The organism is Cobetia sp. PDI-23MA, assembly GCF_059507735.1.
The window spans coordinates 1933999-1946933 of the sequence record NZ_CM183352.1 but is presented as its reverse complement, the minus strand read 5'-3'; the positions used below and the strand labels follow the sequence as shown (position 1 = coordinate 1946933).

Sequence of the window (12935 nt, the reverse complement as noted above, 5' to 3'; positions counted from 1 at the left end):
TCTTGGAGGCTCAGTTGCATTCTAGTGGTTTAGTTCAGGAACGGCGACCACGCAGGTTCACGCACGTCGCCTTGTGCTGACGGCAGGGAGAATTGTGCCCTTCCGTCTGCCGACACCTGGCCCAGGACCCCGCGGGTTCCTTGCTGAGTGGCATATATCACCATAGTGCCATTCGGCGCAACACTTGGTGATTCATCCCACTGAGTATCGGTCAGGGAGGTAACCCGACCGCTCTTCAGATCTTGCTTGGCAACCTGATAACCGTTGCCTGCGCGGTTGATCATGAAAAGGTTCTCTCCATCGGGTGAGATGCGCCCGCGGGAGTTGTAATTGCCGGTATATGTCACACGCTCCGTGCCGCCGGACAGATCAAGTCGATAGATCTGTGGGGAGCCTGCACGATCAGAGGTGAACACCATACCGCTGCCATCCGGCAACCAATCCGGTTCGGTATCGATCGCAGGATTGTTGGTCAGACGCTGGAACTGACGGCTGGCAATATCCATCACATAGATTTCCGGCTGGCCATCCTTTGACAATGCCATTGCCAGTTTACGACCATCCGGCGACCAGGCCGGGGCACCATTGATGCCTCGGAAACCTGTCAGTTTTGCACGACGACCACTACCCAATTCCTGCACATAGATAGCGGGACGTTCGGCTTCAAAACTGACATAGGCCAGCTTCTTGCCATCCGGCGACCATGCCGGTGACATGATCGGTTCATCGGACGCCAGAACCTCCTGACTATTGTGGCCATCTGAGTCCGCCACGTACAGGGCAAAGCGAATATTGTCGCCAACACCTTTGGCGGTAATGTATGCGATTTTTGTCGAGAAAGCACCGCGAATTCCAGTAATTTCCTCAAATATTTCATCGCTCATATAATGGCCACGCGCGCGCAGCTCACCATTGCTTCCGGTGATGACTTCGCCAAGCATGCGCTTGTTGCCCAGCACGTCCATCAGCTCATACTGGATGCTATAACCACCATTGCTGGCCGACTTTACCTGCCCCACCACGAGGTAACTGGCCCCCAGGCGCTTCCAGTCATTGACGAAGACGTCCTGCGTCGTACCCGGCAACGCGATCAGATTGTCGCGCTTGATCGGGTCGAACTGGCCACTGCGCGCCAGATCATCGGAGATGATACGTGCGAGGTCCTGCGGCAGACTTCCCCCGGTCAGATTCTCGAACGGCACGACAGCGATAGGTGTGGCGCTGTCATTGCCCTTGGTGATCTCGATGGTCAGGTCAGCTCTTGCCAGGCTGGTCACTGCCAGCAAGGCGGCTGCCATCATCCATGCGGTCAATCGTCTCATCGGCCCAGGTCCTCTGGATTGAAGTACAGGTTGAAGTTTCGGAACTGGCTCTTGGCACCAGCCGGCAGGTCCTGCATCTCGGTAAACGGCGCTGCTTTCTGGATCGCCTGAACCGCGGAGCGATCAAAGGCGGCGTTACCACTGCTCTTGCTGACCGCAGCCGACACCAATTCGCCTGTCGGCAACAATGACACTCTCAGCGTGACCGTCATACCGGGAACGGAGCCCGAGGGCCGATTCCAATTCTGTCCGACATACTTCTTGAGCAGACTCTCGAAGCTGTTGGCTGCCTGAGCGGCCTGTTTGGCGCCGCTGATGGCGTCGCTTTCACTGTCTATCAGGCTATCCAGCGAGCCGGCAGAGGCCTGCGCCGCTTTCTCGGCAAGCGCCTTCTGGCGTGCGGCCTCAGCGGCCGCTTTCTTGCGCGCTTCTTCCGCCGCCTTGGCCTTGGCTGCCTTTTCCTTCTCGGCCTTCTCCGCTGCTGCCTTGGCCTTGGCTGCCTTTTCGGCTTCCGCTTTCTTGGCTTCAGCGTCTGCCTTGGCCTTGGCCGCCTTCTCCGCTTCGGCTTTCTTGCGCGCTTCTTCTGCGGCTTTTTCCTTGGCGGCCTTTTCGGCTTCGGCCTTGGCCTTGGCAGCCTTTTCGGCTTCCGCCTTGGCCTTGGCAGCCTTTTCGGCTTCAGCCTTCTTCAAGGCATCGGCCTTGGCCTGCTTTTCCGCTTCGGCCTTCTTGCGATCAAGGGCAATCGCCTTGGCTTCCTCTGCACGCCTGGCCGCTTCTGCCTTGGCCTTTTCGGCAGCCGCCTGCTCAGTCCTCAACTGCTCAGCCGCCTTGGCCTGCTCAGCCGCCTTGGCCTGCTCAGCCGCCTTTTGCTGTTGCGCCTTCTGGACAGCCGCTTTTTCCTCGGCGGCGCTGCGTTGCTGTTCCGCTGCAAGCTCTGCCTCTCTGGCCGCCTCTTCCTTCGCGCTCTGGCGTTGATCCGATTCTTCGGCCGCATCACGCGCCTTGCTGGACTTCGCCTGCTGGGCCTGATTGGTCGTTGTCTCGGTACTGACCAGTGTCGCGTTGACGATGGTGGTGTTGGTCTTCTCCGGTTCGGATTCTGGCCAACTCACCAGAGTCAGAACCAGGATGCCCAAGTGCAGGCCAACGGCCAGCACCACAGGCAATCCCAACCCGACCCGCTGTTCTATCTCTGGCTGACTCATCCATCAGCCCTCGGTCGGTGGTTCTGAAATCAGCCCGACATTGGGAACACCGGCACCCTGCAACGTGCTCATCAGCCCCATGACATCGCCGTAGGGCGCTGTTCTGGCGCCCTTGACCAGCACGGGCGTCTTGGGCTTCTCGGCCACGATGGACGCGACCTTGCTGCCCAGTTCGTCCAGCGCCACCGGCGTGCGCTTGTCTTCATCCGACCCCAGATCGATGTAGTACTTGCCGCTGTCGTCCAGCGAGACGATCAATGGCGTCACATCATCGGGATTGTCGATCGGCTTGGAGGTGACCTTGGGCAATTCGACCTGAACCCCTTGCGTCATCATTGGCGCGGTGATCATGAAGATGACCAGCAACACCAACATGACGTCGATGAAGGGCACCACATTGATCTCGGAGGACAGCTTGCGCTTGTGGCCTCTGCTATACGGTCCTTTCATTGACTCGACTCCCTTCAAGCGTCGTTGCTGCCACGACCGTGCAGATTACGATGCAGAATGGAGTGAAGCTCTTCGGCGAAGTCTTCATAGCGACCCAGCAGCTGATCAGCACGACTCGCCAGACGGTTGTAGAAGATGACGGCCGGGATGGCGGCGAACAGGCCCATGGCAGTCGCGACCAGTGCTTCGGCAATCCAGGGGGCAACGGTAGTCAGAGTTGCCTGCTGAGCCGTACCCAGTGCCTGGAAGGAGCCCATGATGCCCCACACGGTGCCGAACAGACCGACATAGGGGCTGACGGAGCTGACCGTGGCCAGAAACGGCAGGTGCACGTTGAGGCGCTCTTCTTCACGTGACAGCGTGACGCGCATGCTGCGTTGCACGCCATCCATCACCGCATCGGCATTGCTGGACTTGGGCTTGAGGCGGCTGTACTCGCGGAAGCCGGCACGGAATACGCCATGGGCGCCCGGGGTGGATTCTTCATCTGCCGGCAATTCACGATAGAGGTGATTGAGGTCGACCCCGGACCAGAAGCGCTTTTCAAAGGCCGCGTAAGCCTGCTTGGCACGGGACAATGCCATCCCGCGCTGAAAGATCACCACCCAGGATGCAATGGAAGCTGCCAGCAACAGCAACATGACTGCCTGAACGACCAGACTGGCGTTCGCGAACAGCGAAATGATCGACATCGAATCTTCCACGGAAATCCCTCTTTACTTGGTTCAGTCTGTGCCACCGTCACTCAGTGACACGATAAATAATCTGTTCATCAGCCTGGCGTCTCTGTGCCTGGCTGACAGCGGCCTCATCGCGCCTTGTGGTCTCAGACCTCAAGAGCCGCGAGCAATTCCCCGGGCCAGCGCCTGGGGCGCAAGGTCGTGGCATCGACGCAAGCGATCACGACTTCCGCTTCGCTCAAGATCTGCTCACCGCGCAGCGCCTTCTGGGTGAACGTCAAGCGTGCACCGCGCAAGGCGCCTGCCGTTGCCGTCACGGTCAGCAGGTCATCCAGGTGCGCAGGACGAAGATAACGATTTGTTACACTGTGTACTACCAACTGAATGCCTTTTTCAAGCAAGGCTTGCTGCGTGAAGCCCTTCGCACGCAACCATTCACTGCGCGCACGTTCCATGAAGCGCAGATAATTTACGTAGTAGACGATGCCACCGGCATCAGTATCCTCGATGTAGACGCGCACAGTGTGGTGAAAACATGCAGCTTCCCCCTTCAACGTATTTCCAGCGTCTTCAGATGTCATGACGCATCATTTCCTTCTTGTCCCAGCCGCGCCTGCTCTTCACGTGGGGTGATCCCGAAGTGCAGATAGGCCGAGCGTGTGATCAGACGCCCGCGCGCCGTGCGCATCATGAAGCCCTGTTGAATCAGATAGGGCTCCAGCACATCCTCGATGGTATCGCGCTCTTCCCCGATGGCCGCCGCCAGTGAATCGACCCCGACCGGCCCGCCATCGAACTTCTCGATCATCGCCAACAGCAGTCGACGATCCATATGATCCAGGCCGTGACTGTCGACGTTGAGCATGTTGAGCGCCTTGTCGGCCACTTCCAGCGTCAAGCGGCCATCCGAGCGCACTTCGGCGAAGTCACGCACCCGGCGCAGCAGGCGATTGGCGATACGCGGCGTGCCGCGGGAGCGACGCGCAATCTCCAGCGCCCCTTCCATCTCGACTTCCATGCCGGAAAGCCTGGCACTGCGCGCCACGATGTCGGTGAGTGACTCGATATCGTAGAACTCGAGGCGTTGAACGATGCCGAAGCGATCGCGCAGTGGCGCCGTCAGCAGCCCTGCGCGCGTCGTCGCGCCCACCAGGGTAAATCGTGGCAGTTCAAGCTTGATCGAGCGGGCCGCGGGCCCTTCACCGATCATGATGTCGAGCTGGTAATCTTCCATCGCCGGATAGAGCACTTCCTCGACGGCCGGTGACAGGCGGTGAATCTCGTCGATGAACAGGACATCGCCTTCCTGCAGGTTGGTCAGCATCGCTGCCAGATCCCCTGCCCGTTCCAGCACCGGCCCGGAGGTCGACTTGATATCGACACTCATCTCGCTGGCGATGATGTGCGCCAGCGTCGTCTTGCCGAGACCGGGTGGGCCGAAGACCAGGGTGTGATCCAGACTGTCGCCTCGTCCTCGTGCGGCACTGATGAAGATTTCCATCTGCTCGCGGACGATGGGCTGTCCGATGTAGTCACTCAGCGTTCGTGGCCGGTTGGCGCGATCGATCCGCTCTTCCGGATCATGCGTCGCCGCGGAGATCAGTCGGTCCGACTCCATCATGATGCTTGCTCAACTCCTGATGACGCAGGTCACGCACATGACGCAGATGATGGGCCATGAACATGCGTCAGTGGCAGGTGGCAAGGTTGGCCAGGGCGGTGCAACGATCTAGCGCATCTGCGTTCAAGCGCGCACTTTCTACCCCAGTAACCTGCCAATCCCTAGTCAATAAATCCAATCACGATGCGCCGTTTCCTTCACGGAAACTATAGGGCGCATGTTTGCTGCTCCGGCGGCGCCTCAGCTGGCCATCTTGCGCGCCAGTGCCGCCTTGATGAGCGCTTCCGTGGAGGCGCCGGTCTCGAGCCCGGAGAGCATCTTGGCCGCCTCGACAGGCTTGTAGCCCAGAGACACCAGCGCGGCTTCGGCATCCGCCAGAGGATGGGTGACCGGCGGTTGCGGCTGGGAGGCACGCGCCATTTCATCCAGCCCATCATCCGCCGGCAGCGTCCAATGCTTGAGGCGATCGCGCATCTCGATGATCAGTCGATCCGCCGTCTTCTTGCCGACGCCCGGCAGTCGTGTCAGCGCTCGGCTATCTTCGTCGTGAACACAGCGAATGAAATCGGACTGCTCCATTCCTGACAGAATCGCCAGCGCCAGTCGCGGACCGACACCGGAGATCTTGATCAATTCACGGAACAAACGACGCTCGGGCTCCTTGCCGAAGCCATACAGCAACTGCGCGTCTTCGCGCACCACCAGGTGGGTGTAAAGCTGGCAATGTTCACCCACGGCCGGCAAGCCCAACAGGGTGTTCATCGAAGCTTCCAATTCATAACCGACACCCTGTACGTCAAGCACCAGCTGCGGCGGTTGTTTTTCCAGCAATGTCCCGGTCAGGCGTCCAATCATGTTGCGGCTGTCCTTGCTCGGCAGAGAACGTGTTCGGTGGGATCGTGCTGCTCGCAGACCCGATTCTCTGCACGGATTGTTACAATGCGGGCAAGCCTACCAAAGATGAAGCGCAGGCGGCATGTCCCAGTGTCACGACGAATTTGTCGCATCTTTCTGACAGTCATACCTTGGGTGAGGACCCGAAGCCTGATGCCGCGCGGCTTGGCGCATCACGCAATCGGCTGCTGCCAGGCTCGGCAGACACTCTACAAGTGACTGAAAAATCGATATTAATTGAGCACAATACCGCATTTGTCGCTCAGCGGCATGTCAGGCGTCAGGCTCGAAGTCTCGCCAGCTGCTGCTACGTCGCACGCGGGTTCCCTTGCGTCGACTGGTATTCCCCAGCCCCAAGGCTTCCAGCTGGTCATTGCCGGGCGTCAGTCGTCGACGCGCGAAACAATGCGTCAAGGCGATGGCCAGCGCATCGGCGGCATCGGCCTGTGGCGTGGCGGAAAGCTTGAGCGTATGCGTGACCATATGCTGCACCTGAGACTTCTCCGCGGCACCGGTACCGGTCACGGCCTGCTTGATCTGACGCGGCCCGTACTCGAATACCGGCAAGCCGTGGTTGGCTGCACACACGATGGCAGCTCCGCGCGCCTGGCCCAGCTTGAGCGCCGAATCGGCGTTCTTGGACATGAAGACCTGCTCGATGGCGAATTCCGCGGGGCGATGCAGGGCGATAACCTCGCTGATACCGGCATAGATCTGCGCCAGGCGCTGATCCAGGCTGACCTGTGACATGCGGATGCAGCCACTGTCCACATAGCGAGGCTGAGCCGCAGAGACATCCAGTACCCCATACCCGGTCAGACGTGAGCCCGGGTCGATGCCAAGAATGATCATGCCGCTGCCTCGTCTCTCACACCTTGCGTTTTCGCTGTCGTCATCACGCCATCGCTCTTACTGTGTATATAACCAGCCACCATGCCACAAAAAAGGCGGTGCGACACTGTCATTGCCTGACGTGAACGCCAGCAAACAGTCTCGCACCGCCTTGTCAGGCTTGCTCGCCCCCTAGTTTATCAGGCCACAGGGGCAAACCTGCCACCGCGGGACCGCCCGGGTCTGATCGAATCAGTCCTGACGGCCCCACCAGTCACTCTCTCGGTCATGCGCCGCTGAATCAGGCCTGACCGCTTTCGCCCTCGACCTTGACCTTCTGACGCAGACGGATGTTCAGCTCCTTGAGCTGCTCACCGCTGACCACACCCGGAGCGTCGGTCATCATGCAGCCGGCGCTCTGGGTTTTCGGGAAGGCAATCACTTCACGAATGGTCTTGGCGCCGGTCATCAGCATCACCAGGCGGTCGAGACCGAAGGCCAGACCACCATGGGGCGGCGCGCCGAACTTCAGGGCATCAAGCAGGAAGCCGAACTTCTCTTCCGCTTCTTCTTCACCGATGCCCAGTACTTCGAACACGGTACGCTGCATGGCCTGTTCGTGGATACGGATGGAGCCGCCACCCAGCTCGGTGCCGTTGATGACCATGTCGTAGGCGCGAGACAGTGCCGCTTCCGGGTTGGTCTTGAGCTCTTCCGGCGTGCAGGACGGCGCAGTGAACGGGTGGTGCAGCGCGCTCAGACGGCCATTGGCATCGGCCTCGAACATCGGGAAGTCGACGACCCACAGCGGTGCCCACTCGCGGGTGTAGAGGTTGAGGTCTTCACCCAGCTTGACGCGCAGCGCACCGATGGCCTCGGCCACGATGTCGGCCTTGTCAGCACCGAAGAACACGATGTCGCCATCGACGGCGCCACAGCGGTCCAGCACGTCATCCACGACGTCTTCCATGAACTTGACGATCGGCGACTGCAGCCCCTCGATCCCCTTGGCACGTTCGTTGACCTTGATCCATGCCAGGCCCTTGGCACCGTAGATGCCGACGAACTTGGTGTAGGCGTCGATTTCCTTGCGTGACAGGCTGGCACCGCCCGGCACACGCAGCGCGGCGACACGGCCCTTGTCGTCCTTGGCCGGTCCGGAGAAGACCTTGAAGTCCACGCCGCTCATCAGGTCATCGACATCCACCAGTTCCAGCGGGATACGCAGGTCCGGCTTGTCGGAACCGAAGCGGCTGATGGCCTCGGAATACGGCATGGTCGGGAAGTCACCCAGCTCGACATCGAGCACTTCCTTGTAGAGGCCACGGATCATGGTCTCGGTCATGCCCATGATGTCCTGCTCGTCGACGAAGCTGGCTTCGAGGTCGATCTGGGTGAACTCCGGCTGACGGTCAGCACGCAGATCTTCATCACGGAAGCATTTGGCGATCTGGTAGTAACGATCGACACCGGCGACCATCAGCAGCTGCTTGAACAGTTGCGGAGACTGCGGCAGCGCGAAGAAGCTGCCGGCGTAGGTGCGGCTCGGCACCAGATAGTCACGTGCACCTTCCGGGGTGGCACGTGTCAGGATCGGGGTTTCGATGTCGAGGAAGCCCAGTGCTTCGAGTTGGGCGCGCACGCTGTGAGTGATGCGCGAGCGCAGACGCAGCTTATCGATCATGTCGGGACGACGCAGGTCGACATAACGATACTTGAGGCGAACTTCCTCACCGACCTTGTTGTGATCGTCGAGCTGGAACGGCGGCGTCTGTGCGGTGTTGAGCACTTCGACGTCCTTGGCCAGCACTTCGATCATGCCTGTCGGCATGTTCGGGTTCTGGGTGCCTTCCGGGCGCAGACGGATACGGCCCTTAATACGCAGTACGAACTCACTGCGCGCCTTGTCGGCAGTGGCGAAGGCATCGACGGTGTCCGGATCGACGACGATCTGGGCGATGCCATCACGGTCGCGCATGTCGAGGAAGATGACGCCACCGTGGTCGCGACGGCGGTGCACCCACCCGCACAGAGTGACATCCTGATCGATCAGGGTCTCGTTCAGTTTGCCGCAATAGTGGCTGCGCATGTTGATTCCTTGTTGCTCAAATTCATGATCGACGCGCTGATGCGCATCTGTCTCAGAGGGCCTGCCGTTGGCGATGAGGGTCAAGGGTACCCGTTGGGCGCCCTTGACCCTCATCACGCTGATGCCTGACGCACTATCCCAGCTGTATCAGGCGGTGCTGTCGCTACCACCGGCCAGATTCTTCTTGCTGCCGGACTTGAAATCCGTCTCGTACCAGCCACTACCTGCCAGACGGAACCCGGCGGCGGAGACCAGCTTCTCGAGCTGGTCCGTCTTGCACTCCGGACACTCCGTCAGCGGCGCAGCGCTGATCTTCTGCAACTTGTCCATCCGATGGCCACAGGCCTTGCAGTGGTATTCATAGATCGGCATGGTTTTCTTTCCTGACGATACTGGTCACGGGGCTGTCTGAGCACCGTGAACCATGACAATGTTATGCCTTGCGGCGCGTCTTGCGTTCAGCGCACCTGCGGCCCCAACATGAGAGCTTTCGCAAGCATCAGCAAGAGACGCCTACAATAAGGCCAGTTGAGCGGCTTTCAAGTCAAAGCGAAAGGGGCACATTATAGCGTGCTCGGCCCCGTGCGGGGCAACACCCAAGCACAAACCGGCCCAGACGCTACGTATTCGTCATTTCTGGGCCAGCCCTTTATGTCTTCCTGTCTGTTTTCCTACGCCATCATGAGGCACCTATGTCCGATCACGATCGTACTGCGCAGTCTCGCTCTCGTTCTTCCATGCCCGCTTCCTCTCACTGTGAGCCCGCCTCGTCCACCGGCGCCCCGCAGGCCGTCATGCTCGATGCCGGCTCCGTCGGTGACGGACTGGACTTCTCGCGCCTCGAGGCCCGTCTGGAAGGATTGGTCTGTCATGACGCCACCGCACCCGAGGAAGTGGTGCCACGACTGAGAGGTGCCTCCATCGTGCTGGTCAACAAGGTACGCATCGAGGCGCACCACATGGATGAGCTGCCGACCCTCAAGCTGATCGCGGTAATGGCGACCGGCACCAACAATATCGACATGGCGGCCGCCGAAGCACGTGGCATTCGGGTCATGAACGTCAATGCCTACGGCACTCATTCGGTGGCGCAGCATACCTGGATGCTGCTGCTGGCACTGGCAGGTCGCCTGCCGGAATACCAGACCGACATCGCCGCGGGCGAGTGGCAACGCAGTCCGACTTTCTGTCTGATGGGCCGCCCCGTGGTGCAGCTGTCCGGCAAGCATCTGGTCATCATCGGCAAGGGAGAGCTGGGCACTGCGGTGGGCAGGCTGGCCGAGGCGTTCGGCATGCGCGTGACCTATGCCGCTCGACCGGGCACCGCCCCCACCGCCGAGCGCCCCGCGCTGGAAAGCCTGCTGCCCCAGGCTGACGCCATCAGCCTGCACTGCCCGCTGACCCCAAAGACACAGCATCTGATCGATGAGCAGGCGCTCGCAGCCATGAAGCCAGGTGCACTGCTAGTCAATTGCGCCCGCGGGGGCATCATCGACGAGGACGCAGCGCTGGAGGCACTGGCCACCGGACAACTCGGCGGCCTGGCGGTGGATAGCCTGCCGGAAGAACCGCCACGTGAAGGCCACTCGCTGATCTCGGCCCTGGAAAGCCAGCATCATTCGGCGAGTGCGCCCTTGAACCTGATCGTCACGCCGCACAATGCCTGGATCAGCCAGGAGGCGCGCCAGAACATGCTCGATCTCAGTCTGGCCAATATCGAGACATTCCTGAACGAACACGCCTGACACGGCCACACCCTCGTTGCGCCAGCCACTGACGCCGAGTGGCAGGTGCGAGCGGCAGGTCACGAAAAAGCCCCCGAACCGGCATATACGCCAAGTCGGGGGCTTTTTCGTGAGTGGTCAGCATCAACGGATGCGGATATGCATGCCCGCCGCCTTGAGGGCATTGCCTTCAGTGTCCCACGACACCACACGACCACGTGAGCTCAACAGTACCCACCGGGTGCCGATCGCTCGCTCTGCCCCCTCCTTGTCGTCGCCCTCTAGCGCACCTCCCTCCCGTACACCACCATCGCCAGCGGCCAGGCTCCGCTGTTGCAGGGGCTTGTCGCCGGCATTACCTGTTTCGGCGTCTATGCCGGCTTCGTTCATTCCCATCGCCTCGATCTGCTGAAGGTCCTCTTCCTGCGGCGCACGCATCCGGTACTGGCACTCAAAGCTTTCGCCATAGGTAGTGATGATCTTGTGCCTGATCGCATGTACCTGCTCGAGATCCTCCGGGTGAATCAAGCGATCGAAGTCCATTTCGCGCATTACCAACGGCTCGTGGCCCGAAGCGCCGAGCATCTTCCAGAGATTGGGATGGATGCGCACGATGCGTTCAGGAATGTCCATTTCCCACAGGCTATCACCGCTTGCTTCGAGGGAATCCAGCAGGCGACGCTCGCTGGACTGCAATTCCTTCTGGGTCTGGCGCAGCCGCTGATACATCTCTTCGGCGGTGGCGTTGGCATCATCCAGCTCGACGATGCCACTGCTGCCCACGGACTCGACCTCCGCGCCCATGCCGATGCGATGCAGTCGCTCACGCAGCTCGGCCAGCGGCACCGAAAGGCGACGGCTGATGTGATGCGTGCGCCAGCTCATGAGAATGAAGAAGGCGAAATAGAACAGGATCAGGCCACCGACCAGCGCCATGCCGACCAGCTGGAAGTTGCGTCCGATCTCGGCGGTACGGAAGAAGACTGCGCTCTCCTCGACCATGCTCAACATGATCCAGCCATTGCCCGGCAAGCGCTCCCACGCCACCTTGTAGGGCGCCCCCGCCACATTAACGCTCTCCAGGCCACGACGCTGCTCGAGGATACGGGGCGCGAGTCCCTTGAAGACATCATGACCTTTCAGGTCCAACTGGGCGGGCCGAATGACATCCTCTTCCTGGAGGTCATTGGCATCGGGAATTTCCAGCGGCAGCAGCGACAACAACTGCTCACCGACCCGCGGGACGGCGAGTGAGCGCCCCTCGGCATCGAACAGCATCGCGAAGCCCTGCCAGGGCAGCTCCATCGCCAGCACCTGATTGACGATCACGTCCAGGGTCATGTCGACGCCGGCGACGCCGAGAAACTCGCCTTGCTTGGAATAGAAGGGACTGACGGCCGACGTCATCCAGCCATTGCCGGCCGGGTCTTCGTAGATGTCGGTCCAGATGGTGTTTCGTGAGGGATTTGCCTCTGTCGCGGCCAGATAGAAGAAGGAGAAATCACGACAGTCGTGGTCGGCTGGTAACAGCGAGACCAGATCGACATAGGGGAAAAGGCGGACATAGCAGTCGGCCATCGTGACGAATGACTGCACCACGGCCGAGTGCGAGGACACGACACTGCGCATGATCGGGTCGACCGCCGTCATGCGCAGCGCCAGGGGAATGTCCTGCTCGAAGTCTGGCAAGGCGGGATAGAAGCCGCTGCCCTGATTGTCCGCCGTCTGCTGACTGGCCCAGACACCGCTGGGCAGGCTTGCGTGACGGGCAATTTCGCGAGCCGTTACCCCAGAGCTGGCATCGCCCATGGCCAGCTCGCCTGCCTGAACACCGAGCCCGCGCGACAGGTTCTGGACATGCTCCAGCTGCTGGCTGAGTGATTTGGCCTCCCGTAGCATTGCCAGATTGAGCTCACTGCTCGACTGGGATTGCAGGTAATTGAGGTTGGCATCCCGAATCTCGTCATTGGACACGAAATACACCGCCACCAGGGCGGTCTCGACCAACAGCAATGGAATCATGGTACTGGTGAAGAGTGCTCGCCAGACCCACTTCTTTATCGTGACGGCGGGTTGCTTCGACTCCGACATGGGCGACTATCCTGAATCCAGCGAGATG

At 60.4% G+C, this 12935-nt stretch carries 12 protein-coding genes; 1 reads left to right on the top strand and 11 read right to left on the bottom strand.

All coding sequences use genetic code 11. The features are described 5' to 3' along the window. Positions 1-29: 29 nt before the first annotated feature. The 10 genes from tolB to AC5WNJ_RS08250 form a co-directional block, all read right to left on the bottom strand. A complete protein-coding gene (tolB, locus tag AC5WNJ_RS08295; protein ID WP_368449035.1) occupies positions 30-1322 on the bottom strand; it encodes a Tol-Pal system beta propeller repeat protein TolB in 1293 nt (430 codons plus the stop codon). Next, positions 1319-2527 (bottom strand): cell envelope integrity protein TolA, encoded by a 1209-nt coding sequence (tolA, locus tag AC5WNJ_RS08290; protein WP_495930995.1) that lies wholly within the window; start codon positions 2525-2527, stop codon positions 1319-1321. Before tolA ends, tolB begins: the two co-directional genes overlap by 4 nt. Before the next feature lie 3 nt (positions 2528-2530). Further along, positions 2531-2977 (bottom strand): protein TolR, encoded by a 447-nt coding sequence (gene tolR, locus AC5WNJ_RS08285; protein ID WP_495930994.1) that lies wholly within the window; start codon positions 2975-2977, stop codon positions 2531-2533. A 14-nt stretch (positions 2978-2991) separates the two neighbouring features. Continuing rightward, positions 2992-3669 (bottom strand): protein TolQ, encoded by a 678-nt coding sequence (gene tolQ / locus AC5WNJ_RS08280; RefSeq protein WP_253063723.1) that lies wholly within the window; start codon positions 3667-3669, stop codon positions 2992-2994. 134 nt (positions 3670-3803) lie between these two features. Beyond that, complete coding sequence (ybgC, locus tag AC5WNJ_RS08275; RefSeq protein WP_176677072.1) at positions 3804-4238, bottom strand: tol-pal system-associated acyl-CoA thioesterase; 435 nt, start codon at positions 4236-4238, stop codon at positions 3804-3806. Next, complete coding sequence (gene ruvB, locus AC5WNJ_RS08270; protein WP_176677071.1) at positions 4235-5278, bottom strand: Holliday junction branch migration DNA helicase RuvB; 1044 nt, start codon at positions 5276-5278, stop codon at positions 4235-4237. The genes ybgC and ruvB overlap by 4 nt, the downstream gene beginning before the upstream one ends. Before the next feature lie 240 nt (positions 5279-5518). Next, positions 5519-6133, bottom strand: coding sequence for a Holliday junction branch migration protein RuvA (ruvA, locus tag AC5WNJ_RS08265; protein WP_043333607.1), 615 nt, complete (start codon positions 6131-6133; stop codon positions 5519-5521). Positions 6134-6445: 312 nt separating this feature from the next. Further along, positions 6446-7024, bottom strand: a complete 579-nt coding sequence (gene ruvC / locus AC5WNJ_RS08260) for a crossover junction endodeoxyribonuclease RuvC (protein ID WP_043333606.1) — start codon at positions 7022-7024, stop codon at positions 6446-6448. Positions 7025-7304: 280 nt separating this feature from the next. Continuing rightward, positions 7305-9092 (bottom strand): aspartate--tRNA ligase, encoded by a 1788-nt coding sequence (gene aspS, locus AC5WNJ_RS08255; protein ID WP_495930993.1) that lies wholly within the window; start codon positions 9090-9092, stop codon positions 7305-7307. Between the two features lie 147 nt (positions 9093-9239). Beyond that, the gene (locus AC5WNJ_RS08250) at positions 9240-9464 is read right to left on the bottom strand and encodes an FmdB family zinc ribbon protein (protein WP_043333602.1); all 225 of its coding nucleotides are present in this window, start codon (positions 9462-9464) and stop codon (positions 9240-9242) included. A 320-nt stretch (positions 9465-9784) separates the two neighbouring features. Between AC5WNJ_RS08250 and AC5WNJ_RS08245 the strand changes: the two genes are divergently transcribed. Then, on the top strand, positions 9785-10837 hold the full coding sequence (locus AC5WNJ_RS08245; RefSeq protein WP_495930992.1) for a D-2-hydroxyacid dehydrogenase: 1053 nt from the start codon (positions 9785-9787) through the stop codon (positions 10835-10837). Between the two features lie 123 nt (positions 10838-10960). Here AC5WNJ_RS08245 and AC5WNJ_RS08240 read toward each other — a convergent pair whose 3' ends face one another. After that, positions 10961-12907, bottom strand: coding sequence for a PDC sensor domain-containing protein (locus tag AC5WNJ_RS08240; protein WP_495930991.1), 1947 nt, complete (start codon positions 12905-12907; stop codon positions 10961-10963). Positions 12908-12935: the final 28 nt, after the last annotated feature.